The 23990-nt window shown below is 68.3% G+C and carries 21 protein-coding genes and 1 pseudogene; 8 read left to right on the forward strand and 14 right to left on the reverse strand.

Annotated elements, in window-relative coordinates:
• On the forward strand, window positions 1-527 hold a 527-nt coding region (locus GORHZ_RS17415; RefSeq protein WP_006335209.1), incomplete at its 5' end, for a helix-turn-helix domain-containing protein.
• Here GORHZ_RS17415 and GORHZ_RS17420 read toward each other — a convergent pair.
• The 3 genes from GORHZ_RS17420 to GORHZ_RS17430 all read right to left on the reverse strand — a co-directional run bounded on the left by GORHZ_RS17420 (window position 528) and on the right by GORHZ_RS17430 (window position 4079).
• A complete protein-coding gene (locus GORHZ_RS17420; protein ID WP_006335220.1) occupies window positions 528-1331 on the reverse strand; it encodes a maleylpyruvate isomerase N-terminal domain-containing protein in 804 nt (267 codons plus the stop codon).
• 181 nt (window positions 1332-1512) lie between these two features.
• On the reverse strand, window positions 1513-3042 hold the full coding sequence (locus tag GORHZ_RS17425; RefSeq protein WP_006335224.1) for a 4Fe-4S binding protein: 1530 nt from the start codon (window positions 3040-3042) through the stop codon (window positions 1513-1515).
• Window positions 3043-3077: 35 nt separating this feature from the next.
• A complete protein-coding gene (locus GORHZ_RS17430; protein WP_040532370.1) occupies window positions 3078-4079 on the reverse strand; it encodes an AurF N-oxygenase family protein in 1002 nt (333 codons plus the stop codon).
• A 190-nt stretch (window positions 4080-4269) separates the two neighbouring features.
• Between GORHZ_RS17430 and GORHZ_RS17435 the strand changes: the two genes are divergently transcribed.
• Window positions 4270-6084, forward strand: a complete 1815-nt coding sequence (locus GORHZ_RS17435; RefSeq protein WP_006335226.1) for a cation:proton antiporter — start codon at window positions 4270-4272, stop codon at window positions 6082-6084.
• Between the two features lie 107 nt (window positions 6085-6191).
• Here GORHZ_RS17435 and GORHZ_RS17440 read toward each other — a convergent pair whose 3' ends face one another.
• Window positions 6192-6500, reverse strand: a complete 309-nt coding sequence (locus GORHZ_RS17440) for a hypothetical protein (protein WP_006335227.1) — start codon at window positions 6498-6500, stop codon at window positions 6192-6194.
• A 159-nt stretch (window positions 6501-6659) separates the two neighbouring features.
• Here GORHZ_RS17440 and GORHZ_RS17445 point away from each other — a divergent pair, with 159 nt between their 5' ends.
• The 5 genes from GORHZ_RS17445 (at window position 6660) to GORHZ_RS17465 (ending at window position 11512) form a co-directional block, all read left to right on the forward strand.
• Window positions 6660-7520, forward strand: a complete 861-nt coding sequence (locus GORHZ_RS17445; RefSeq protein ID WP_006335228.1) for a universal stress protein — start codon at window positions 6660-6662, stop codon at window positions 7518-7520.
• Between the two features lie 155 nt (window positions 7521-7675).
• The gene (locus GORHZ_RS17450) at window positions 7676-8608 is read left to right on the forward strand and encodes a patatin-like phospholipase family protein (RefSeq protein WP_006335229.1); all 933 of its coding nucleotides are present in this window, start codon (window positions 7676-7678) and stop codon (window positions 8606-8608) included.
• 13 nt (window positions 8609-8621) lie between these two features.
• Window positions 8622-9845, forward strand: a complete 1224-nt coding sequence (locus tag GORHZ_RS17455; RefSeq protein ID WP_006335230.1) for an MFS transporter — start codon at window positions 8622-8624, stop codon at window positions 9843-9845.
• Window positions 9846-9892: 47 nt separating this feature from the next.
• Window positions 9893-11119: an arginine deiminase gene (locus GORHZ_RS17460; RefSeq protein WP_006335231.1), complete on the forward strand. Its 1227-nt coding sequence runs from the start codon at window positions 9893-9895 to the stop codon at window positions 11117-11119.
• Window positions 11120-11134: 15 nt separating this feature from the next.
• The gene (locus GORHZ_RS17465) at window positions 11135-11512 is read left to right on the forward strand and encodes a GntR family transcriptional regulator (RefSeq protein ID WP_006335232.1); all 378 of its coding nucleotides are present in this window, start codon (window positions 11135-11137) and stop codon (window positions 11510-11512) included.
• A 19-nt stretch (window positions 11513-11531) separates the two neighbouring features.
• Here GORHZ_RS17465 and GORHZ_RS17470 read toward each other — a convergent pair whose 3' ends face one another.
• Window positions 11532-13148, reverse strand: a complete 1617-nt coding sequence (locus GORHZ_RS17470) for a dolichyl-phosphate-mannose--protein mannosyltransferase (protein WP_006335233.1) — start codon at window positions 13146-13148, stop codon at window positions 11532-11534.
• 42 nt (window positions 13149-13190) lie between these two features.
• Between GORHZ_RS17470 and rsmI the strand changes: the two genes are divergently transcribed.
• A complete protein-coding gene (gene rsmI / locus GORHZ_RS17475; protein WP_006335234.1) occupies window positions 13191-14042 on the forward strand; it encodes a 16S rRNA (cytidine(1402)-2'-O)-methyltransferase in 852 nt (283 codons plus the stop codon).
• Here rsmI and GORHZ_RS17480 read toward each other — a convergent pair.
• The 9 genes and pseudogenes from GORHZ_RS17480 to GORHZ_RS17520 form a co-directional block, all read right to left on the reverse strand.
• The gene (locus GORHZ_RS17480) at window positions 13972-15240 is read right to left on the reverse strand and encodes a helix-turn-helix domain-containing protein (RefSeq protein ID WP_006335235.1); all 1269 of its coding nucleotides are present in this window, start codon (window positions 15238-15240) and stop codon (window positions 13972-13974) included. The two genes, rsmI and GORHZ_RS17480, sit on opposite strands and share 71 nt — an antisense overlap.
• Window positions 15241-15269: 29 nt before the next feature.
• Window positions 15270-16442, reverse strand: coding sequence for an aminodeoxychorismate synthase component I (locus GORHZ_RS17485; RefSeq protein ID WP_006335236.1), 1173 nt, complete (start codon window positions 16440-16442; stop codon window positions 15270-15272).
• A complete protein-coding gene (metG, locus tag GORHZ_RS17490) occupies window positions 16439-18001 on the reverse strand; it encodes a methionine--tRNA ligase (RefSeq protein WP_006335238.1) in 1563 nt (520 codons plus the stop codon). Before metG ends, GORHZ_RS17485 begins: the two co-directional genes overlap by 4 nt.
• Before the next feature lie 27 nt (window positions 18002-18028).
• Window positions 18029-20380: a glycoside hydrolase family 65 protein gene (locus GORHZ_RS17495; RefSeq protein WP_006335240.1), complete on the reverse strand. Its 2352-nt coding sequence runs from the start codon at window positions 20378-20380 to the stop codon at window positions 18029-18031.
• Complete coding sequence (locus tag GORHZ_RS17500; protein WP_040532372.1) at window positions 20377-21087, reverse strand: HAD family hydrolase; 711 nt, start codon at window positions 21085-21087, stop codon at window positions 20377-20379. The genes GORHZ_RS17495 and GORHZ_RS17500 overlap by 4 nt, the downstream gene beginning before the upstream one ends.
• A gap of 70 nt (window positions 21088-21157) precedes the next feature.
• Entirely contained in the window at window positions 21158-21859 is a 702-nt protein-coding gene (locus GORHZ_RS17505; protein WP_006335254.1) for a GntR family transcriptional regulator, read from the reverse strand.
• Between the two features lie 87 nt (window positions 21860-21946).
• Complete coding sequence (locus GORHZ_RS17510) at window positions 21947-22861, reverse strand: oxygenase MpaB family protein (protein WP_006335255.1); 915 nt, start codon at window positions 22859-22861, stop codon at window positions 21947-21949.
• Between the two features lie 49 nt (window positions 22862-22910).
• The gene (locus GORHZ_RS17515; protein WP_006335256.1) at window positions 22911-23522 is read right to left on the reverse strand and encodes an Rv1363c family protein; all 612 of its coding nucleotides are present in this window, start codon (window positions 23520-23522) and stop codon (window positions 22911-22913) included.
• Window positions 23512-23990 (reverse strand): annotated as a pseudogene (locus GORHZ_RS17520) (MCE family protein); the annotation flags it as partial. The gene GORHZ_RS17515 and the pseudogene GORHZ_RS17520, both read right to left, overlap by 11 nt.

A 23990-nucleotide genomic window follows, 5' to 3' on the forward strand; every position in this document is an offset into this window, starting at 1 on the left:
TCGCCGCGGCCCTCAAGCGCGAGCGGACGCGCGCCGGATTGTCGATCGGTGAGCTGGCACGTCGTGCCGGAATCGGCAAATCGACTCTCTCCCAACTGGAATCGGGTGAAGGAAATCCGAGCGTCGAGACACTCTGGGCGTTGTCGACGGCACTCGGTGTGCAGTTCTCGGCGCTGCTCGATGCCCCGTCGCATCCGGTCGAGGTGATCCGCCTGGGCGACGGTCCGCTGATACCCGCCGCCGACGCCGACTACGCGGCCACCCTGCTGTCCACGGCCCGGCCCGGAACTCGCCGCGACATCTACATCATCCAGGCCGAACCCGGCAAGGCCAGAGTGTCGGCGCCGCACGCCCGCGGCGTCGTCGAACATGTCGTCATCAGCGCCGGTCGTGCGCGCCTGGGGCCGACTGATGCCGCTGTCGAGCTCGGGCCGGGGGACTACATCTCTTACGCCGGGGACATCGAGCACGTCTTTGCCGCCCTCGAACCCGGCACGGTGGCGGTACTCGTCAGCGAATCGAGCTGATCACGCCGGCAGAAACCGCCGATAGAGGCTGGCGGCGAGCCACGGCCGCGCGCCCCACGCGAAGGACCGCCCGGTGAGCGCGGCCCACGTCTGCGGCATCCGGCCGTAGCCCGTGAGCAGTGCGGCGACGGGGTCGACGCTGACGTGGACGTCTGCGCGGCGGGGTTCGGGCGGGTCGATCTCGAGCTCGCCGTCGGTGAACTGGAAGGTGAAGCGTTCCGAGCAGCCGCGCAGCCGGATGTCGTAGGTCGCCGAATGGCCGGTGCACGAGTCGCCCAACCAGCCCGGCAGGATCTGGTGGCGGCCGCGCACGACCAGCGTCGCCACATGCGGGTCGATCTCCCAGGGTGCGCCGACGACGCGCGCCACATCGTGCCCGTGCACCACGAACTCACCGATCAGGAGGCCGAGTGCGGCGTCAGACCGAATTCGACGACCGCCGTGGAAGTGCATCATCGGTACCCGGGCCCCGAAATGCTCCACCACGTCGAGGAGTTCGGCCAGGTCCTCGAGGAGTGTGTCGGCGAGCGCGTTCACGTCGCGAGTGGGCAGGTTGGCGATCTGCTTGGCGTTGAACCCGGGCAGATCCGTCGCGCTGCTCGCCCACGACCCCTCGCCGCGGACGAGCTCGAGGTGGTGGGCGGGCGCGGATGCGACGTGGCCGAGGCAATCGGTCACCGTCCAACCCGGGGTGGGGCCGACGCGGACCTCGGGATCGGTGACGCCCCGGACCAGCTCGGCGAACCGGGCGCCCGTATCCCGTGCGGCATCGATGTAGTCGAACCGCGAGAATGTCGTCCTCATGCGTGGCACCCCCAAATGACAGTGCCTCAGCGTAACCCGATGCGGCCTCGAGAAGCGCCCCACAGCGCCACATCCGACGTCGGGTCGATGGACCGGCCGCGGACGGTGTTCTGTGGGGTGCATTTCGGGCACGGGGCGATGGTCCGAGGAGCGGGTGTGGGACGGTCGTCCAGGTCTCGCGTCAGCTCAGCAGGTCGAGCAGTCCCCGGCGTCGGGGGTGGCGGTCGGCCAGCGCTCCGGCCTCGAGGTCGGCCAGCAGCGACGCCACGGTCTGCGCCGAGTCGGTCTTGTTCGTGCCGATGAAGCCCGACGGCCCGCGTTTGATCCAGCCGGTCACGTACATGCCCGGGACGGGGGTGCCGTCGGCGACGACCCGGCCTGCGTCATTCGGGATGACACCGCGGGCCTCGTCGAAGGGCAGGCCCGGCACCGGTATGCCGCGGTAGCCGATCGAGGTCAACACCAGCCTCGCCGCGATGGTGTCGGTGGTGCCGGTGGGTTCGATCGTGCCGTCGTCGGTGACGCGGTTGCGTTCGACGACCACACCGGCGGCGCGCCCCTCGGCGTCGGCGTCGATCCGCACCGGGGACCGGCGGAAACCCAGCCGCAGGGTGCGTCCGCCTCTGCGGGGGCGGGCCGCCACCTCCGCCAGCAGGTCGAGCTTGGCCCGCGTCGTGGCGTCGGGTGTGTCCGGCGGCCTGGATAGTTCGGCGGGATCGACGACGACATTCGCGCCGGACTCGACGAGTCCGACCAACTCGGGCAGCGTGAAGGCCGCCTGGGCCGGGCCCCGGCGGCCGAGCACCACGACCTCCTCGATCTCCGATCGGCGCAACGTCGCCAGGGCGTGCCGGGAGATCGCCGTGGCGGCCAGTGTGTCCGGGTCGGCGGTGAGGATGCGGGCGACGTCGAGGGCGACGTTGCCGTTGCCGATGACGACGGCGCGTGACGTGGCGAGATCGACGTCGAGATGGTCGTGGTCGCGGTGGTCGTTGTACCAGCCGACGAACGCGGTCGCGCTCACCACGCCGGGGGCGGTGATGCCGGGGATCGCGAGAGCCCGGTCGGTGGGTGCGCCGCCGGCCCAGATGACCGCGTCGTGGCGTTCGCGCAGGTCATCGAGCATGATGTCGCGGCCGACGGTGAGCCCGAGCTTGATCTCGCAGCGCGGATCGCGGGCGATGTCGTCGAACAGCCACATCACCGAGCGGGTGGCGGTGTGGTCGGGGGCGACACCGTAGCGGGCGAGGCCGAACGGACGACGCAGCCGCTCGTAGAGGGTTACCGACACCTGCGGATGCCGGAGCAGCTCGTCGGCGGCGTACATCGCCGACGGACCCGAGCCGACGATGCCGATCGAGACCGGCTCGTCGACCGCGAGCCGCCGGGGTTTGGTGACGGGTGCCATCGGCAGCTGCCTGGACGGATCGACCGGGAAGCGGACCGCGTCCGCCACCCCGGTGGTGTAGTGGCCGGCGTTGATGTCAGCGAAGCGGGCCTGATCGTCGGGCAGGCGATGGCCGGGGACGATGGCGCCCACGGGGCAGGCGCTGACGCACGCCCCGCAGTCCACGCAGGTCGACGGGTCGATGTAAAGCATCTCTGCGACGCCGAAGTCGGGTTCGTCGGGGGTGGGGTGGATGCAGTTGACGGGGCAGGCGTAGACGCAGGACGCATCGCCGCAGCACGCCTGCGTGACGACGTGAGGCATGATCGGTTCCGATTGGGAGAAGAAGTGGTCTCGGGTCAGGCGGCGGTGTAGGTGGGCTCGCTGCGATAGCGTGACGGCCGGCCGCCGATGCCGAGGACCCGCCACAGCGGCCTGGACACCGGATTCATCAGGCCGCACTGCTCGCCGAGCATCCGCACATCACCGAAGACGTTGCGCAGGAACAGTTTCGACTCCGGTGACCGCCAAAAGATATCGCGTATCACCTCGTCGGGGACGGCGAATCGTTTCCGGAAGGTGCGCGGCGGCACGACGATCGCGCCGCACAGGATGCGCATCGTCAGCGGCAGCATCAGTGAGAGAAGGAAGCGCTGGACACGGCCCTTGCGCGGGATGGTCTCCCGAAGCAGGTGGTGTGCGAACGAGATGTGCCGGGCCTCCTCGGCCACATGCAGTTGCATGACCGCGGCCATCGTCGGATGCAGGTTCGCGCGTGAGCGCAGGAAGTCCTTCTGGATGTGATCGATGGGCTCCTCGCCGCCGAGCACGCCGAAGAAGAAGACGCTCGGGAAGACGGTGGCGGCCAACGGGATCAGCGGCGAGACGACGCGGTAGCCGACCTTGGCGCCGGGCACGTCCATGCCGGTGCGGTTCACGAACTCCTGGAACATCAGAGTGTGGTTGCACTCCTCTTTGGATTCGTGGGTGGTGTAGCGGAACTCCTTGGCGCCGTTGGGCAGTTTGAAGCTGTACTGCATCAGGCCGCGGATCAGGATGGACTCGAACTGCAGGCCCACCTTGGCGACATTCGCCTGCCGCCACATGCCGATCTCGATCTGCTTGTCCACGGGCAGCTGCTGATACCAGGGGTGGCGACCGACTGGGTCGACCTCCCTGTCGAGGATCCAGCGCGGATCGTCGACGACGATCGCCATCTCGGGTGCATCCCAGTCGATGTCGAGGTAGGGGTCGAAGTTGCGCTGCACCGACGCGGTCGACAGGTCGTCGAGCACCTGTCGGTAGTCGTCGTCGGCGCCGGCCTTGGTGTGTTCGGGGGTGTACTTCAGCGCGGTCGTCATCTGTGCGCCCTCCTGTGATCCGCCGACCGGGCCGATCCGCGCGATCGCGGTCGCCACACGGTCGGCTTGTCGTTGGGGCCGACGGTAGTTCCGGTCCCCGCTATTTGTCAATGCTCGATGTCACGATTCGCACGGAACGCCGGATGCGCGGGGCCGGTGTCCGGGCCGTCCGGGGTAGAGGATGGAGAACATGGTGCAGATCCTGATCGTGGTCGTCGCGATTCTGGGTATCGCGGCGGCCCACGTCGTCGGTCCCCGTATCCACGTCGCACCACCGCTGATCCTGGTGGTGGTCGGCGCGGTGATCGGGATGATGCCGTTCGTGCCCGCCGTCGACATCGACCCGGAGTGGATCCTGGTCGGGGTCCTGCCGCCGCTGCTCTACTCCGCGGCGGTGTCGATGCCGACGATGGATTTCCGGCGAGACTTCGGTGCGATCAGCGCGCTGTCGGTGCTGCTGGTGCTGATCAGTTCGGTGGTGCTGGGGATCTTCTTCGTCCGGGTGATCCCCGACATCTCGATCGCGACCGGGATCGCGCTCGGGGCGATCGTGAGCCCCACCGACGCCGTGGCCACCTCGATCGCCAAACGACTCGGCGTGCCCCACCGGGTCACCGCAGTCCTCGAGGGCGAGAGCATGCTCAACGACGCGACGGCGCTGGTGTTGCTGCGCTCGGCGATCGCCGCCATTGCCACGAGCATCTCGTTCGTGCACGTCGCCCTCGACTTCGTGCTCGCGGTGGTGATCGCCGTGCTCATCGGCACCGTCGTCGGTTGGCTCAACCTGGCGGTTCGTGCTCGTGTTCCCGACGCCACGGTGAACACCGCGATCTCGTTCACCGTCCCCTACCTCGCGTATCTGCCGGCCGAAGAACTCGGCGCGTCGGGGCTGGTGGCCGCGGTCACCGCCGGATTGATCACCGGTGCCGGGGCGGTTCGCTTCCTGACCCCGCAGCACCGACAGTCCGACGCGCAGAACTGGCGGACCGTGGAACTCATCGCCGAGGGTGGGGTGTTCCTGCTCATGGGTCTGGAGTTGTGGGCGCTGACGGTCGACGTCCACCGCGACCACGACGGTATCGGCACCGCCGTGTGGATCGGCCTGGCCGCCCTCGCGCTCACCGTGGTGGTGCGGGCGGTCTACGTCGTCCCGGTGGTCTGGTGGCTCGAGCGGGCGTCCCGCCGCGGAACGGCGATGCGACCCATGCTCGCCGACCTCAACGCCGAGATGGCCGAACGTCAGAAGGCGCCCCCGCGTCGGCCGGTGCGTTCCCGTGAGGCGCGGCCGTCGCGTCGGGCCCGACGCGCGATCGGTCGCGAGTGGCGGCGCATCCGACGTCGACTCGAACCGCATCGCTGGGCCGGGCGCGGCGACGTCCCACCCATCTCACCCGAGACCGCGCGCCTGGTCAGTCACCGGCTGACCCGGCAGATCGCCGACATCGACTACTACCGATCGGCACCGCTCGGTCCCAAGGAGGCGACCATCGTGGTGTGGGCCGGACTGCGTGGAGTGGTCACGCTCGCCGCCGCGCAGACGTTGCCCGCGGACGTTCCGTCGCGGTCGCTGCTGGTGCTCATCGCCTTCGTCGTGGCCGCCGCATCCCTCCTCGGCCAGGGCGGGTCGTTGGCCTGGCTGATCCGCCGACTGGGTATCGCCGACGACGCCGAACAGCGCGCCGCCGAACAGAAGCGGCTGCACGCCCACCTGTCCGTAACCGCCCAGGAGGTGCTCGCGGAATCCGAACTCACCAAACAATATCCGGCACTGCGACAGCGGGTCGACGAACTCACCCGGGGTGCCGACACCGAGGACTACCTCGTCGGGATGAACTTGCGGTTCCGTACCGCTTTCGCCGACGTACGGCGTCAGATCATCGCCGCGCAACGGGAAGCGCTGCTGCACCTGCGGGACGAAGGCACCTTCCACTCGGCGCTGCTGGCCCGCGAACTGCGGCAGCTCGATGCCGAGGAGATCAGCCTGGACATGCGCCTCGACAGCTGACGACCGGGACGTGAACCCGACCTCGCCCTGCTCTCGGTCGCGCACCCGGGGAGTGAACCTGTAACGGGGAAGCGAGGATTCGGTGTCAGCCGGGTGCCAAACGGGTGTCAGCCGACCAAGACCGGACCGGTACTGAACAGGAAGACGATGAAGATGGCGAGCAGGAACCACGAGGCGCCCTGCCAGATCTGCCAACGGCCACCCGCGCGCCAGTTGCGGTAGGTGCGAAACAGCGCGCCGAGCGCCCCGATGAGCACGACGATCGGTGCGACGACGACAAGCGCGGTCCGCAGCCCGTCGTCGGAGGCCCATGCCACCAGGAGCGCCGCGAGCCCGAAACCTACCGTGACGATGACATGTACTGCGGCTTCACGCATCTCGCCGCGGTTGGGTGTCGGCTTGTCCGAGTCGGTCATTGCGGCCTCCCAGGTTGGTCGCGGTCACCTTATCTCCCACCGTACGCGGATGACGAAACGCCCAGTGACCGGGACTTTTTCCTCATTGCCGCAACAACTCGACCAGTGCAGGATCATTATTGAAGGACATTGTTGGCGAATGAGGAGATGAGACCGGAGATGAGTGCATTTCTCGTCGGTGTGGACGGTTCGGACGCATCAACTGCGGCAGTCAAGTGGGCGGCGAAGGCGGCGGCCGCCGAGGACGTCGAACTCAAGTTGGTCGGTGTCTACGACATCAGCACCAGCAACTATGCACCGGGCCTGATCATCCCCCAGGACGTGGTCGACGCGATCAAGCAGGACGCCGCCGACGCGGTGCACGCCGCGGCCGAAGTGGCCAAGGAGGTGGCACCGCGGGTGACCGTCCACACGACCCTCGTCGAGGGCGATGCGGCGCGGGCCCTGCTCGAACTCGGCAAGGACGCCGGCGCGATCGTGCTCGGCACCCGGGGACTCGGCACCGTCAAGGGACTGTTCCTCGGATCGGTGAGCGTCTCGGTGGCGGCGCACTTCCACGGGCGGGTCGTGATCGTGTCGGGCGAAGGCGGTGACGGGCCGGTGGTGGTCGGCATCGACGAGTCCGAGATCAGTGACGCGGCCGTCGCGGAGGCATTCCGGCAGGCCTCTCTGCACAAGGCCAAACTCCTTGCGGTGCACACCTGGACGCCGCTCGACGTCGACGCGCTGCACGGCTACGGCATCGAGCCCGAAGAGATCGAGCGAATGTCGCAGGAGGCCCTCGAAGCGGTGTCCGAGCGGATGGCCGGCTACAGCACCGACTACCCCGACGTCGTCGTCGAGCGGGTGGTGATCCCCGAGGAACCGGCCAAGGCGGTCCTCGACGCGGCCGGCGAGAACGCGCAGTTGATCGTCGTCGGCAGTCGTGGTCGTGGTGGGTTCAAGGGTCTGCTGCTGGGTTCGACCAGTCAGAAGATCCTGCACCAGGCGCACTGCCCGGTGATGGTCGTCCGCGCCTGACGCACCCCGCCACGACGCCCGAGCGGCGTCTGGCATTTCGTCCCCCGGGAGTCGGGTCGTCCCCCACCAGCAGGTGGCGGATGGCCCTACTTCCGGGGGACGAACCGTGTGGGACGCTGGGGCGCGGGGGCGCAGGGGGTCGTTAGGGTTGAGGTATGGCTCGGTCGACCCGTGTGGCGCTCGCGCTCGGCAGCGGCGGAGCCCGCGGCTACGCGCACATCGGGGTGATCGCCGAACTCACCGATCGCGGTTTCGAGGTGGTGACCGTCGCCGGGTCGTCGATGGGCGCGCTCGTGGGCGGACTGCACTGCGCGGGGCGGCTCGACGACTACGTCGACTGGATCACCGGACTGTCGCAGCTCGACGTCGTGCGGATGATGGACGTGTCCTTGTCCAAGGCCGGGGTAATCGGCGCCGAACGCATCCTGACCCGGGTGCGCGAGATCCTCGGTGACGTGCGGATCGAAGACCTCGACACCCCGTTCACCGCGGTCGCGACCGACCTCACCGCGGGACGTGCCGTGTGGTTCCAGCGGGGCCCACTCGTGGACGCGATCCGCGCGTCGATCGCCATCCCGGGCGTCATCGCCCCGTACGAGGTGGGCGGTCGTCTGCTCGGCGACGGCGGCATCCTCGACCCGCTGCCCGTGGCACCGACGTCCGGGGTCGCCAGCGACGTCACACTCGGCGTCGTGATCGGCACCGACGGCGCACCCGACCAGGGGGTCACCCGCGAAGCGAAGACGAAGCGGCTGCTGCGCCGCAATGTCACACCGATCCTGGAGAGCGAGTTCGTCCGGTCGGTCCGCGACCGCCTCGGGCTGGAACCCGCCGACACCGACGAACCGGCCCACGAGAACTCCGCCGAGGCGATCCGCATGGGCCGCGTCGACGTGTTGATCAGGTCGCTGGACATCATGCAGGAAGCACTCACCCGCTATCAGGTGGCCGGCTACCCGCCGGACATCCTGATCCGGGTGCCGCGGAAGTCGGTGCGTACCCTTGACTTCCACAAGGCGACCGAGATGATCGCCCTGGGCCGGACGCTCACCGCGAACGCCCTCGACCAGCTACCCGAGTTGACCTGATGAGAGTGGTGCCGTGAGACAGATTCCCCGCGGGATCTGGGTGCTCCTCGCCGCGAACGTGGTCATCGCGCTCGGCTACGGTCTGATCGCCCCCGCGCTGCCCGCCTTCGCCCGCAGTTTCAACGTCAGCTTCACCGCGGCGTCGGCGGTGGTGTCGGCGTTCGCGGTGATGAGGCTGCTGTTCGCCCCGACGACGGGACGGCTGGTCACCGTGTTCGGTGAGCGCCGCATCTACCTGATCGGACTGCTCATCGTCGCGCTGTCCACCTTCGCCTGCGCATTCGCGCAGGGCTACTGGCAGCTCTTGGCATTCCGGGCCGCCGGCGGCATCGGGTCGACGATGTTCACCGTGTCGGCGATGGCGCTGCTGATCCGGATGTCGCCCGGCGAGATCCGCGGCCGGGTGTCCGGCTACTTCTCCGCGGGCTTTCTGATCGGCAACATCACCGGCCCGCTGATCGGCAGCGCCTTGGTCAGCTTCGGACTGCGCATGCCGTTCGTGGTGTACGCCGTCGCCCTGCTGGTGGCCGCGGCGGTGGTGGCCACCCAGCTTCGCGAGGAGGGCGGCCGACCCGAACCGGGGGGCCGCCCGCGGGCGGGGGTGATCGCCTTCCGGACCGCACTGCGTGACAGCACCTACCGGGCGATCCTGTCGTCGAACTTCGCACAGGGCTGGTCGTCGATGGGTGTCCGGGTGGCGGTCGTGCCGCTGTTCATCACCGAAGGGCTCGACGAGGGGGCCGGCATGGCCGGTGTCGCGCTCGCGGTGTTCGCCGCCGGCAACGTCACCGCCATCGTCGTCGCGGGCCGACTGTCGGACACCTTCGGCCGACGCCCGATCATGCTGCCCGGTCTCGCGATCGCGACCATCGCCACCGCACTGCTCGGGTTCTCACCGGGACTCGGTGTGGCGCTGCTGCTGTGCCTGGCGGCCGGTATCGGCTCGGGCCTGTTCGCGCCGACCCATCAGGCGGCACTCGCCGACGTCCTGGGCAACCGGCAACAGGGCGGGTCGGCGCTCGCCGCCTACGGGATGGCGTCGGATCTGGGCGCGGTGAGTGGACCGGTCGTCGTCGGATTCGTCGCCGACCGGGCCGGTTTCGGTCCCGCGTTCGTGCTCACCGGCGTGGTCACCACGATCGCCTTCGGGTTCTGGGCGTTCGCCCGCGAGACCGCCCCGGCGGTGGTCGGGCGCGGCCCACACCTGACCGACGCCGAGCCCGACGCGGTCGAGTAGTGCGCGCAATCCCGGTGTGATCGGCCGCGAGGAATTACCGTTGGTCCATGAATACAGCCGCCGCGGACTACACCCTGGGCTCGACGTCGGAGGTGGGACGGCTGCGGGCGGTGATGCTGCACCGCCCAGGCGACGAACTGCGCCGCCTGACCCCCCGCAACAACGACCAGTTACTGTTCGACGGTCTGCCCTGGGTGGACCGCGCACAGGAGGAGCACGACGATTTCGCCGATCTGCTCCGCTCGCACGGCGTGGATGTCTATCTGCTCGGTGACCTGCTCACCGAGACGATCGCGCACAGCGGGGCCGCGCGGATCCAGGGCATCGCCGCGGCGGTCAGCGCACGGCGTCTGGGCACCCACCTCGCCGACGATCTCGCCGGCCATCTGCGCGGGCTGGCACCCGCCGAACTCTCGCACGTGCTCACCGCCGGAATGACCTTCGACGAACTCCCGGTCACGCCGTCGGCCGAGTTGTCGTCGCTCGTCCGCCGGATGCACCACGGCCCGGAGTTCGCGATCGACCCACTGCCCAATCTGCTGTTCACCCGCGACAGCTCGTTCTGGATCGGCGCCCGGTTCGCGATCACCTCGCTGGCCCTGCCGGCCCGGGTCCGCGAGACCTCGCTGACCGACCTGATCTACGCACACCATCCCCGCTTCACCGGCGCCCGACGCGCCTACGAGTCACAGGTGGCGCCGGTGGAGGGCGGCGATGTGCTGCTGCTGTCGCACGGCGTCGTCGCCGTCGGGGTGGGCGAGCGGACCACCCCCGCGGGCGCGGAGGCGCTGGCGCGCAGCCTCTTCGACGACGGGTTGGCACACACGGTGCTCGCCGTGCCGATCGAGCAGGCACGGGCCTTCATGCACCTCGACACGGTGTGCACGATGGTCGACACCGACGCCGTCGTGATGTACCCGAACATCGCCGAGTCGATGGAGGCCTACACGCTGCGCAACCACGACGACACGGTCACCGTGAGCGGTGCCCGGCCGTTCGTCGAGGCAGCCGCCGAGGCGATGGGGATCGACAAGCTGCGGGTCATCGACACCGGCCTCGACCCGATCACCGCCGAACGCGAACAGTGGGACGACGGCAACAACACGCTCGCACTGGCACCCGGCGTCGTCGTCTCCTACAACCGCAACGTCGAGACCAACCGGCGTCTGGTCGATTCCGGCATCGCAGTGCTCGAGATCGAGGGCCGGGAACTCGGCTCGGGTCGTGGCGGCCCCCGATGTATGTCCTGTCCGCTCGCCCGCGACGAACTCTGAACTGACGAGGGCGCTGTGGAGACCGACCTGGCCTCGCTGCTGACGATCGACCCGCACGGCGCGGTGCCGCCGTTCGAGCAGGTGCGCGCCGGGATCGTGGACCTCGTGGGACGCGGGGAACTGCTGGTCGGCCAACGCATCCCGACGGTCCGCAAACTCGCCTCCGACCTCGATCTGGCGGCCAACACCGTCGCGCGCAGCTACCGGGAACTCGAGTCGGCCGGGGTGATCGAGACCCGCGGCCGCCACGGATCGTTCATCAAGGCCGGCCGCGACACCGCGACCGACCGCGCACAACAGGCCTCGGTCGAGCATGTGCAGGCGCTACGCGCACTCGGCATCGACGACGACACGATCATCGAGATGGTCGCCCGTGCCACCCGCTTGAGGTGAACGCGGGAGTCCGTGGCCGTCAGCCCCAACTCGGCAACCAGATCTGCATCCGCCACTCGGCGGGCGAGATCGGGCTGCCGGTCAGGATCGGCCACAGCCAGACGAAGTTCGCGACCACCAGGCCCACGTAGATCGCGACGACGAGGATGGACAGGGTGTGTCGTTCGGGTCGGGTCCGCGCCGCGGCGGTGCCGGTCCGCAGGATGTCACCGCAACACAGCGCCAATCCCATCACCAGGAACGGCGCCATCACCGTCGCATAGAAGAAATACATCTGACGGTCGATGTCGGCGAACCAGGGCAGGAACCCCGCGGCGTAGGCAGTGACCACCGCGGCGTAGCGCCAATCCCGACGGACCACCCAGCGCCAGACCCCCCAGGCGAGCATCGGGACCGCGAACCACCACAGCGCGGGGGGCCCGATGAGCATCTGGGCGCGCACGCAGTCCCCGCCGCCGCATTGATCGGGACCGTTCTCGATGGCGTAGAGCATCGGCCGCAGGCTCATCGGCCACGTCCACGGTTTCGACTCCCACGGATGATGGTTGCCGGCCGCGTTGGTCAGGCCGGCGTGGAACTCCAGGATGCCGGACTCGTAATACCAGAGTGAACGCCACGCGCCGGGCACCCAGGAGAACGGGCCGCCGACCCCGATGTGGTTGCCGACCTCGTAGCGATAGACCGCGGTCTCGCTGTTGAACCACGGGATGAAGGTGGCCAGATAGATCGCGATCGGCATGACCGCCAGACTCATCCCGGACGGCAGCAGATCGCGACGCAGCACGCCGCGCCACGGCCGCCGGACGTGATAAGCCTTGCGGGCGGCGACATCGAAGCCGATCGCGAGCAACCCGAAGAAGATCACGAAGTAGATGCCCGACCACTTCGTCGCGCACCCCAGTCCCAGCATCACTCCCGCGGTGAACCGGTACCAGCGGAACCCGAGGCGGGGACCGTACTCGCTCTCGCCCATCCGTCCCTCGAGGTAGACGCGGTGCATCCGGGCGCGGACCTGGTCGCGGTCGGCAACAAGCGCCGCGAAGGCGGCCACCACGAACAAGGCCTGGAAGATGTCGAGCATGCCCATCCGGGACTGGACGAACAGCACGCCGTCGCAGATCGCGAAGACGCCCGCGATGGCGCCGACGAGGGTCGACCGCGACAACCGGCGCACCGCGCAGTAGATCATCACGACGATCGCGATTCCCGCGATCGCCGGGGTGATCCGCCAGCCCATCGGCCCGTAGCCGAACACCCACTCGCCGGCCGCGAGCAGCCATTTGCCCACCGGCGGGTGTACCACCAGGCCGTAGCCCGGATTGTCCTCGATCCAATTCCCTCCGGTCAGCACCTGCCACGCCTGCGGCACGTAGTGCTTCTCGTCGAACACCGGCGTGCCCTGATCGGTCGGGCGGGTCAGCCCCCACAGCCGGGTCGCGGTGGCCACCAGCGTGATCATCAGACCGACGAGCAGACCCCGCAGCCGATCGGGCGCCCCGAACACCGGGGCGGGGATCGCGGGGCCGGGCCGGGTGCCGAGATCTTCGGCCCGTCCCCGGTCGACGGCTGCGACCGCTTCGACGGGGTCGCCGACGTCGTCGTTGAATCGAGGATTCAGGACGGCGGCATTTCTCACCCGTCCGATCGTAGTGCCCCGCCACTCGTAAGCTGGCTGGTGATGAACCCTCCCGAACCGGCCGGCGCCCTGATCCTGGCCGCCACCCCGATGGGACAGGTCGACGACGCGTCCCTGCGCCTGCGGGCGGCACTCGCCTCCGCCGATATCGTCGCCGCCGAGGACACCCGTCGGGCCCGCAACCTCGCCGCGGCCCTCGACCTCGTCATCGGCGGCACGCTGGTCAGCTACTACGACCAGGTGGAGGCGGCCCGCACACCCGGGCTGATCCGCGCGATCACCGAGGGTTCGACGGTGTTGCTGATCACCGACGCCGGCATGCCGTCGGTCAGCGATCCGGGGTTCAAGCTGGTCTCGGCCTGCGCCGACGCGGGTCTGCGGGTGACCTGTCTGCCGGGCCCGTCCGCGGTCACCACCGCGCTCGCGGTGTCGGGTCTGCCGTCGGAACGGTTCTGTTTCGAGGGTTTCGCTCCTCGGCGGCCCGGTGCTCGCCGCGACTGGCTGGCCGGATTGGCCGACGAACCGCGTACCGCGGTGTTCTTCGATTCACCGCACCGGCTGGCGGCCACCCTTGCCGAGGCGGTCGAGGTGCTGGGACCGGATCGGCGGGCGGCGGTGTGTCGGGAACTCACCAAGACCTACGAGGAGGTGCGTCGCGGCACCCTCGCCGAACTCGCCGAGTGGGCCGGCGACGGGGTGAAGGGGGAGATCACCGTCGTCGTGGCCGGCGGAACCGCCCGACCTCGGGCGATGGCCGACCTCGTCGACGAGGTGGAACGTCTCGTCGAGGGCGGGTTGCGGCTCAAGGATGCCTGCGCGGCGGTCACGCAGGACGGCGCTGCGTCCCGTCGCGAGGTGTACCAGGCGGTGCTGGAGCATCGTCAGGCGCAGTGATCTGCCGACCGACCGGTGCCGCACCGGCCGCCACACGCACCGTCACCCCGGCCGCGAGTCGGTAGGGACGGTTGGTGATCAGCGCGCCGACCGCGCGGCGCAGCCGGGACATCTCGGCGCGCACCGTCACCACGTGCCCGGAATCGCCGAAGAGCAGTCGGCTCAGCCGCGACGACGTCAGTCCGGATTCGGACGCGTCGGCGAGCAGCAGCAGGATCTCGGCGTGTCGATGGGTCAGCTCGGTGCGCCATTGGTCCCCGTCGCCCACGACGGTCAACGACGGTTTGCCCCGCAGGTCGAGTTCGGCGACGATCGGATTCGATGGTCCGACCGGCCGCAGCAGCCAGCCGGGGCCCACCGGTTGGGCCATGCAGTCGCCGATGCCGGGCACGAACTGGTGGTCTCCCTCGGTCGGGACGGCGACGGAGTCGGGTGCGGTGCATCCGCGGAAGTCGGCAACCCAGCCGTCGTTGTCGACAAGGAGGGCGGGGCCGCGGACCCCGGTCAGCCGCGCGCCCGCGCTGCGTCGCAATTCGGTAAGTGAGCGTGTGTGCGCAGCGGCGATCTCGTGCTCGGCGAGCGCGGCCATGCTCGCCGCGAACGCCGTCGCCGACGGCTGCAGGTCGTCGACGGGACCCGCGAGGCCGACGATGCCGATCATCGCTCCGGTGCGGGGATGGTGGATGGGTGCGGCGGCGCAGTACAGGGACTGCAGCGCCTCCTCGTAATGCTCGACGCCGACGACGCGGGTCGGCCGGGGATCGGCCATCACCAGGCCGACGGCGGTGGTCGCCGTCGACTTCTCGTCCCACCGGGTGCCCTCGGTGAGTTCGAGTCGGTCGGCCACCGCGAGCCAGCGTGTCGTTCCGCCCCGCCACAGCAGCACACCGTCGGCGTCGAAGACGCCGAGGACCAGGTCGGTGTCTTCGGCGGACTCTCCGAACACCCGCTGCAGGCGCCGGGCACCCTCGCCGAGGGTGTTGCAGCGGCGCCGATCCTCGACCTCGCTGCCGTTGAGGTGCTGGGGTGCATGCCTGTCGGCCGGGGTGCCCTCGTCGAGGACACGCCGCCAGGACTCGATGACCTCGGTACGGGTGATCTCCGCCGGAAGGGCTAGTGAAATACCCCCCGTGTCTTGACCATCCGATTCCCTGCGGTCACCAACGCCTTCCGTACCGGGAAGTATGCATTGGTGCATATGTCGATGTTACCGCAGGTCCGCCGGGCTCAAGTGTCCTCGGGCGAGGTGTGTCCGACGATACTGGCCGCCTTGTCGAGGCATTCCTGCCATTCGCGCTCGGGGTCGGAATCGATGGTGATGCCACCCCCGACGCCGAGGGTGGCCGCACCGTCGGGGGTGATCGCGACCGTGCGGATGGCGACATTGAGGTCCAGGGCGTGACCCGGGCCGGTCATGCCGATGGCCCCGCAGTAGACGCCGCGCGGATGCGGTTCCCACTCGCCGAGCAGTTCGTTGGCCCGGATCTTCGGGGTGCCGGTGACCGAGGCCGGCGGGAACGTCGCGCGCAGCAACTCGTTGGTGCCGACGGCAGGGTCCAGGATCGCCTCCACCCGCGACACCAGATGCCAGACCCCGGGCGCGGGCACCACTTCGAGCAGGTCGGGGACCCGGATGGTGCCGGTGATGGCCACGCGGCCGAGGTCGTTGCGGACGAGGTCGACGATCATCACGTTCTCCGCGACATCCTTGGCCGACGCCGACAACGCCTCGGGTGCGGCATCGGCGGGCAGCGTGCCCTTGATCGGTGACGACGAGACCAGGTTGCCGACCCGGCGCAGGAACGACTCCGGGGAGAAACTCGCGACCGTTCCCCAATCGCCGTGCAGGTAGGCCGATTTCACCGGTCGCGTGGATCCGGCGGTGTCGGTGAAGAACTCCAGCGGATCACCGTTCACCCGGCCGGTGAAGCGGGTGCACACGCAGGCCTGATAGACCTCGCCGGCCCGGATCGCCTCCAGGCATTTCTCGACCGCCGCCAGATGCGGGGCGCGTTGCGGCGCAGTCCATTCCGTCGACCACGTGGCGCCGGACGGCTCGTCGGCCCCGGTCAGGGCGCGCTCGACCCACGGCGGGCACGGCGTCGCGTCGACGCTCTCGTACCGCCAGTCGCCGTCACGCAGCACCAGGATGTCGCCGGTGAGTCCGCCGACCGCCCTCGGCAGCGGCGAGGCGCCGGCGTGTACCGGAAAACCCAGGTAGCCGAACCAGAAACGATCCGGGTCGTCGGGTGGCGCGAACCCCGGCCGCAGATGCACCGACGGCGCGATCACCGCGTCGGCGTCCCACCAGTCGCCGATCAGAGCCGCGGGCGGCGGCAACCCGGCCGCCCGGGTGTGTGCGTGCAGGGCACTCAGGACCCCGAACGCCGGTGCGGTCACGCCTCGTGGCGGGGGAAGACGGGCGACGGCTTGGGCAGGGCCGTGCCCGCGACGAGACGATCGTCGGCGGCGGTGAACTGGCGGTTGTCGGGGTCGACGGCGAGTAGGTCGAGCAACCGGTTGGCCGAGTCGGGCATGACCGGCTGCGCGAGCAGGGCGACGATGCGCACCACCTCGGCGCAGACGTAGAGCACGGTGCCGGTGCGCTCGAGGTCGGTCTTGGCCAGTTTCCACGGCTCCTGGGCGGATATGTAGCGGTTGGTGTCGGCCAGCACCGTCCACAGTGCATCGATACCGAGGTGGATGGCCTGATCGTCGAAGTGCCCGCGCATGCGGGCGAGCAGTCCGGCGGCCTTGGCCAGGAGCGCGGAGTCGTCGTCGGTGAGCTCGGCCGGAGCCGGGACCGCGGAGTCGAAATACTTGCCGATCATCGACAGCGTCCGCTGGGCGAGGTTGCCGAACTCGTTGGCGAGGTCGGCGTTGATCCGGCTGATGATCGCCTCGGTGGAGTACGAACCGTCCTGGCCGTAGGAGACCTCGCGCAGGAAGAAATACCGGACCGGGTCGAGCCCGAACTCGTCGATGAGGACCTGCGGGTCGACCACGTTGCCGACCGACTTGCTCATCTTCTCGCCCTTGTTGAACAGGAAGCCGTGGGCGAAGACCCGTTTGGGCAAGGCGATGCCGGCGCTCATCAGAAAGGCCGGCCAGTACACGCAGTGGAAGCGGATGATGTCCTTGCCGATGATGTGCAGGTCGGCCGGCCAGTACCGGCCGAAGGTCTCCGGGTCGTCGGGAAACCCGACACCGGTGATGTAGTTGGTCAGTGCGTCGACCCACACGTACATCACGTGTTCGGGATGGCCGGGGACGGGCAAACCCCAGTCGAAGGTGGTCCGCGAGATCGACAGGTCGGTCAGGCCGCCCTTGACGAAGCTGACCACCTCGTTGCGGCGCACGTCGGGACCGATGAACTCCGGGTGCGTCTCGTACAGCTCGAGCAGTCGGTCCTGGAAGGCCGACAGATGGAAGAAGTAGGTCTGCTCCTCGGTCCAGGTGAGCAAGTGCCCGGTGTCGGCGGCGACACGCCGCCCGTCGTCGACGACGGTCGTGTCCGCCTCGGCGTAGAACGTCTCGTCCCGGATGTCGTACCACCCGGCGTAGGTGCCGAGGTAGATGTCGCCGTTGTCCGACATCCGCTGCCAGATCGACTCCGACGCGGTCTTGTGGTCGATGTCGCTGGTGCGGATGAACCGGTCGTAGCTCGAACCCAACCGATCCTGCAAGGCCTGGAATCGGTCCGAGTTGCGCGCGGCCAGGTCCGCCCTCGGGATGCCCTCCGCGTGGGCGGTCTGCTGCATCTTCTGCCCGTGCACGTCGGTGCCGGTCAGAAACCGCACGTCGTAGCCGTCGAGGCGTTTGAAGCGGGCCAGGGCATCCGCCGAGATGTACTCGTAGGCATGGCCGATGTGCGGCGCCCCGTTCGGGTAGGCGATCGCGGTGGTGAGGTAGTACGGCTCGCCGGCGCCGTGCGATGTGCTTCTCAGATCAGAGGCCATAATGCTGCCAGGATACTTGGTGCCCGATCAGTCGAAGCGGCGATATGGATCGCAACCGGGCGGTGGTTTGGGCGCCTCCCGCCGGACCAGCTCGGGGATGTCCAAGCTGACCGGCGCGTGCTCGAGGGTGAACTTCGAGCCGTGGTGGGCGAGCTCGATCGCCGGCCCGGACAGCAGCCGGTAGGTCGCCTTGCTGCGGTCGACGGCGACGACGATCTTCGATTCCCGGACCACCATGCGGAACGACATATACGACAGCCGGCTCGGCAGCCGCGGTGCGAAGGTGATCTTGCCACCGAAGTCGCGCATGCCGCCGAAGCCGGCGACACAGTCCATCCACGCACCGGCGAGCGCCGCGATGTGCAGACCACTCGACACGTTGTTGTGCAGGTCGTGCAGGTCGGTGAACACCGACTCGCACATCAGGTCATAGGACAGGTCGAGATAGCCGACCTCGGCCGCGACCACCGCCTCACAACATGCCGACAACGACGAGTCCCGCACGGTCAGTGGGTAGTAGTAGTCGAAGTTGCGCACCTTCTGTTCCGGGGTGAACGATGACCCGAAGCTGTACATCGCGAACACCAGGTCGGCCTGCTTGACCACCTGCTTGCGGTACAGGTCGTAGTACGGATAGTTCAGCAGCAGTGGGTATTTGCCAACCGACGCGTCGAAATCCCATGCGCCCAGCAGCGTGAACGACTCGCACTGCTGATGCACCCCGAGGTCCTTGTCATACGGGATCGTCATGTCGTCGGCGCAGGACTCCCAGTGCGCGGCCTCCGCGACCGTGACCCCCAGTTCACGGGCCAGCTCCGGTCGACGATGCACCGCCGCCACCGCGTCGCGAAGGTTCTGCTGCGCAGCGAGATTGGTGAAGACGTTGTTGTTCACCACCGCCGTGTACTCGTCGGGGCCGGTGACCCCGTCGATGCGGAACTTGCCGTTCACATCGTGGTGACCGAGCCCGGCGAACAGGCGGGCGGTCTCCACCAGCAGTTCCATACCGCATTCGGTCTCGAACTGTTCGTCGTCGGTGGCCCGCAGATAGCGCGCGGTCGCGTTGGCGATGTCCGCCGAAACGTGCACACCCGCGGTACCCGCCGGCCAGTAACCGGAGCACTCGTCGCCGTTGATCGAGCGCCACGGGAACATCGCGCCCCGCTGCCCGAGCTCGGCCGCCCGGCTCTTGGCCTTGTCCATCGTCGCGTGCCGCCACCGCAGTTCCTCGCCGGCCGCGGCGGGCACCGTGTAGGTGAGCATCGGCAGGATGAAACTCTCGGTGTCCCAGAAGGTGTGGCCGTCGTAACCCGGGCCGGTCAGACCCTTGGCGGGAATCGCGCGCGACTGTCCGCGGGCACCGGCCTGCAGCACATGGAACAGCGCGAAACGCACCGCCTGCTGCAGTTCGGGGTCGCCGTCGAGTTCGATGTCGGCGTCGCGCCAGAAGTCCTCCAGGTAGCGAGCCTGGTCGGCTTTCAGTGACTCCCAACCGGTTTCCATGGCCATGGCCAGCGCCGCGTCGACCTGCGCGCGCAGCGCGGGGACCGATCTGCGCGCCGACCAGCCATAGCCGATGTACTTCGTCAGCGAGATCTTGGTGCCCTGCGGCACGTTGGCGGCGACCGTCAGTCGCGCCAGGTCGGGATCGGCCCGGATGAACGCGTCGGCCCGGTCCGGGAAGTCGATCTCGTGGTCCATACCGGCCGCGATGTGCAGGCCGGACTGCTTGGTGTGGTGGACCAGCATGCCCCAGTAATTACGGCAGGCGTGCAGATCGGAAACGAGGGGCGCGTCCAGCGCGGCCGCCAGTCGGGGATCGTTGCCCGGCGCGGGGACCGGCTCGTTGGCGAGCAGATCCGACTGCAGCACCAGCTTCATGTCCTCGCCGATCGGTTCCACCTCGTAGTGGATGGCGGCGATGGTGCGCTTGGAGAACGAGACGAACCGCTCCGAGCGGATGCGCACGGTCCGGCCGGTGGGGGAGGTCCACAGCGTGTGCCGGCGCAGGGTACCGGTACGGAAATCGAGGACGCGTTCGTGTTCGACGGTGCGGCCGTAGCGCAGGTCCATCGGCTCGTCCTCGACGAGCAGGCGGATGATCTTGCCGTCGGTCACATTGACCACGGTCTGGCCGGATTCCGGGTAACCGTAGCCACTTTCGGCGTAGGGTAGGCCGCGCAGCTCGTAGAAACCGTTGAGGTAGGTGCCGGGGTGATCGACCGGTTCCCCCTCCTCGAACGAGCCACGAAGGCCGATGTGGCCGTTGGACAGAGCAAACAGGGTCTCGGTGCGGCCGAGCATGTTGACGTCGAGCCCACGCCACCGCAGCTGCCACGGATGGACATCGAATCCGTGCTCTATCGCGTTGGGGGTCATGCGGCCAGCAATTCATCGAGATCGTTCACGACGACGTCGGCGCCGGCCGAAAGCATCGTATCGGTCTGCCCGCCACCGACCCGGTCGATCGCGACGACGTAACCGAACTTGCCGGCCACCGCGGCCTCGACACCGGAGATGGCGTCCTCGAACACCACGGCCTGTGCTGGGGTGACGCCCATCAGTTCGGCGCCGAGCAGAAACGAGTCGGGGGCCGGTTTACCGGGTAACCCGCGCACCGCGGCCTCGAGCCCGTCCACACGGAGCTCGACGAATTCGCTCAGACCTGCCGCATCCAGCACCGCTGCTCCATTCTTCGATGACGTGACGACCGCGATGCGCAATCCCGCATCACGCGCCGCCTCGAGATACCGCACCGACCCAGGGTAGGGTTCGACTCCCTCGGCTTCCAGCGTCGCGACGAAGAGCTTGTTCTTGCCGTCGCCGATGGCGTCGACCGACTCTTCGGGAACGTCGTCGATCTGTCGCGAATGCAGAAACGCCCGCACGCCGTCCTCGCGACGTCGGCCGTCGACGTAGTCGAGATAATCCTGCTCGGTGAACTCGACGAATCCCTCGGGATCCCGTTCGGATAGGAAGGCGTCGAACGCCTTCTTCCAGGCGTTGCGGTGTAGCACCGCCGTCGACGTCAACACGCCGTCGAGATCGAACAGCGCAACCGAGATGGCATCTGGCAAACCCAACACGAACACAGACGGTACCCGCCAAAGCGGCGACTGGCGCGCCATGCGTGGCGGTCGGTGTCGCGATTCGATGTCAGGCCGATGACGGTGTGGCGTCGCCGTCGGATTCCGCCCAGAATCCGATCGAGAAGAGCTGCCGGATCAGGCGGTCGCGCGCGTCGTCGAAGCGGGCGTGGATCTCGGTGCGGATCGCGGCGGTGTCCCCGGCGCGGAGATAGCCGATGAGCCGCCGATGGCTCTCGACCGCCTCTCGGCCCCATTGCGGGTCTCGGGCGTAGAGCTCATACGGGTTGTACTTGCTCGCCGAGAACAGGAACCACGCGACCTTCTTGCTGTTCGCCATGATGTTGACCATCCGGTGGAAGGCGAACTCGGCGTTGAGTACCGCGGTGTGATCGCGAGCGTCGACCGCCTGTTCGAGGGTGTCGACGATGGCCTGCAGCCTGGTCAGGTTGCTGCCCAGCTCCAGGTTCTCGGTGGCGTGGGTGGCAAGCCGCGCCGACAGTTCGGCCTGCATCCAGAAGATGTCGACGATGTCGCCGCGATCCAACGTTTCGACGATGAAGCCGCGATGCGGGGAGGACCGGACCAGACCTTCACCGCGCAACGTCACCAACGCCTCGCGGACCGGCGTGACACTGCAGCCCAGTGCCGACGCGGTCTCGTCCAGTCGTACGTAGTCGCCGGGACGGAACTGCCCGGTCATGATCTGCGTGCGCAGATAGTCCGCGACCTCGTCGGTCAGCTGCTTGCGGCGCAAGCCGTTCGGGGCCATCGGTGTCTCCACTCGTTCACAACTGTGGTGTCACCGTACTGCTTGCGGTGACACAATTCTCGTAGGATGCGCGCTCCGGCAGGACCGTCAGACCATCGCCTTGTCGTGTTTGATGCGGCGGCGCAGGTCGCGCATCAGCACACGGTTGCCGCCGAATCGGATCGATTTCGGCAGGAACTTGTTGACCACCGAAACGAAGGTGAACAGGTGCTGGAACCGTCGGCGGTCGTCCTCGGTCCATTCCAGGCCCAGCTGGTCGCGGTAGATCGCCGGCAGGAACCCGATCGTGAGGAACCGCAGCAGGTTTACGAACGGCAGCCGGATGAGCGGGTTGATCATCTTCAGATCGACCAGGTCGTTGAGGAAGTCGCAGGTGGTGTCGTCGATGACGATGCGCTGGCAGGCGATGTTCCAGTAATGCTCGAAATCGGCGCGGGTGGCCGGCCACATCTCGTCGGGGACCTGCAGGGTGGTGCCGAGCGGTTTGGCCGACTGGTAGAAGGTCTCGGCCTCCTCGGGGCTCATCACGCCGTGCAGCAGCTGGTGGGTGTCCTCGAAGCCGATGAACAGGCATGCCGCCACCCACATCTGCAGTTCCCGGTTGAAGGCGTTGTACTTGACCGGGCTCTGCTCGTCGGAGCGCACGTGGCGGTGCGCGGAATTGACGGCCTCACGGAAGGCGGCCTTCTCCTCGTCGGTGCCGAGGATGGCCACCGTCAGGAACTGCCCGGTGGTGCGCGCCCGCTTCCAGGGATGTTTGGTCAGGGCGCCTGATTCGACCTTGCTCTCCATCACCCCGTATGCGACCTCGGGCCAGCCGAGCTGGATGACGACGTTCGCGGCGCCGCCGGCGAAGGCCCAGAAGTCCAGGGCCTCCTGGATCACCGCCGGCTTGCGCAGACTCGTGGCACGTCGTTTTCGAGTGGTGATCTCGATCCGGGTCTTCGCCGTGGTGAGTTCCGGGGTCGTCTCATCGAGCGGGGGAAGGTAACTCGCGGGCATGGCTCCTGCCTTTCACATCAGGGAAAGAAACGGCCGAGGGACGGTGGGATCAGAGGGTTTCGACGTTGTCGACGAGCCAGTTGTCACCGGATCGCTTGAGGGTCACCAGCATTCGGTAGGGCTGCAACTTGCCGTCGGGTGCCACGACGTTCTTGGCCTTCTGGTCGACGAACAGCAGCACGGTCGCGGCATCCGGTGAGATGGTCTCCACCGCGGCATGCGACACCGTCGCGGTGGCCTCACCCTTGCCGTTGGTGACGATCTCGGTGAGCGCCGCGACCATCTCGCTGTACTTCTTCGCGAAGTCCGGGGTCGACATCGCGTCGATCTGCTCGCGGTTGGCGTCGAGGTTGCGGTAGTCGAAGCTCGACAGCTTGATCGCGTAGTCGCTGGAGACGTCGATGGCCTCCGACCGCAGTTGCGGGCTGACCGCGCCATCCCCACCGTCGGCGAAGTAGTGGTAACCGAAGAAGGCGGTGGCGCCGACGACGGCGAGCGCGATCACGGCCGCGAGCGCCTTCGGCCACCGCCGGCGTCCGCGCGCCGACCCCGATGACAGCGGGGACGTGCGGGTCGCGGTCGACTTGGGCGCCGGGGTCGACGTGGCCTCCTCGGTCACCGAGAGCTGATCGTCGGTGCGGGTTTCGGTATCAGTTGCCATTTCGTGTCCTTTCCAGGAGTTGCTGCCACCACTGGAGCAGTTCGGCTCCGTTGGGGATGAGTAGGGGATCGGAGACCGCCGGGGGTCCGGAGACCCCGCCCGGCGACGTCCAGGTCGAGGTGCCCAGATCGTCGGGGCGCGGCGCATTGACCGCCCCGCGCTGTCCGTAGCCGTTGCCCGGCGGGCAGTATCGGGCCAGGTTCGGGACCGACGGTGTCAGGTCCCCGACGGCGCGGCGCGGCTCGTCGTAGAACAGGCACACCGGCCCCTGGGTGCCGATCAGCGCGAAGTTCGCCCGCCCGTTCTTGACGATCGACCGAAGATCCTGCAGCCCTTGGGGGATCGTCTGCAACCCGGTGGCCAGCGCCTGCTGCCGGTCGCTGATGATCGGTTCCACGGCGACCAGGTTGGCCAGCACGCCACCGAAGGTGCCGCGGTAGCGGTCGAAGAGCTCCTGGGCGTGTGTCA

This window comes from Gordonia rhizosphera NBRC 16068, assembly GCF_000298195.1.
In the GTDB taxonomy this organism is placed as follows: domain Bacteria; phylum Actinomycetota; class Actinomycetes; order Mycobacteriales; family Mycobacteriaceae; genus Gordonia; species Gordonia rhizosphera.

Excerpts from the sequence above, each read along its gene's own strand:
- GORHZ_RS17435 (WP_006335226.1), top strand. The coding sequence starts at position 4,270 with ATGGTGCAGATCCTGATCGTGGTCGTCGCGATTCTGGGTATCGCGGCG.
- rsmI (WP_006335234.1), top strand. The coding sequence starts at position 13,191 with ATGAACCCTCCCGAACCGGCCGGCGCCCTGATCCTGGCCGCCACCCCG.
- GORHZ_RS17450 (WP_006335229.1), top strand. The coding sequence starts at position 7,676 with ATGGCTCGGTCGACCCGTGTGGCGCTCGCGCTCGGCAGCGGCGGAGCC.
- GORHZ_RS17505 (WP_006335254.1), bottom strand. The coding sequence starts at position 21,859 with ATGGCCCCGAACGGCTTGCGCCGCAAGCAGCTGACCGACGAGGTCGCG.
- metG (WP_006335238.1), bottom strand. The coding sequence starts at position 18,001 with ATGGCCTCTGATCTGAGAAGCACATCGCACGGCGCCGGCGAGCCGTAC.
- GORHZ_RS17445 (WP_006335228.1), top strand. The coding sequence starts at position 6,660 with ATGAGTGCATTTCTCGTCGGTGTGGACGGTTCGGACGCATCAACTGCG.
- GORHZ_RS17510 (WP_006335255.1), bottom strand. The coding sequence starts at position 22,861 with ATGCCCGCGAGTTACCTTCCCCCGCTCGATGAGACGACCCCGGAACTC.
- GORHZ_RS17495 (WP_006335240.1), bottom strand. The coding sequence starts at position 20,380 with ATGACCCCCAACGCGATAGAGCACGGATTCGATGTCCATCCGTGGCAG.
- GORHZ_RS17460 (WP_006335231.1), top strand. The coding sequence starts at position 9,893 with ATGAATACAGCCGCCGCGGACTACACCCTGGGCTCGACGTCGGAGGTG.
- GORHZ_RS17420 (WP_006335220.1), bottom strand. The coding sequence starts at position 1,331 with ATGAGGACGACATTCTCGCGGTTCGACTACATCGATGCCGCACGGGAT.
- GORHZ_RS17515 (WP_006335256.1), bottom strand. The coding sequence starts at position 23,522 with ATGGCAACTGATACCGAAACCCGCACCGACGATCAGCTCTCGGTGACC.
- GORHZ_RS17480 (WP_006335235.1), bottom strand. The coding sequence starts at position 15,240 with ATGCACCAATGCATACTTCCCGGTACGGAAGGCGTTGGTGACCGCAGG.
- GORHZ_RS17440 (WP_006335227.1), bottom strand. The coding sequence starts at position 6,500 with ATGACCGACTCGGACAAGCCGACACCCAACCGCGGCGAGATGCGTGAA.
- GORHZ_RS17430 (WP_040532370.1), bottom strand. The coding sequence starts at position 4,079 with ATGACGACCGCGCTGAAGTACACCCCCGAACACACCAAGGCCGGCGCC.
- GORHZ_RS17425 (WP_006335224.1), bottom strand. The coding sequence starts at position 3,042 with ATGCCTCACGTCGTCACGCAGGCGTGCTGCGGCGATGCGTCCTGCGTC.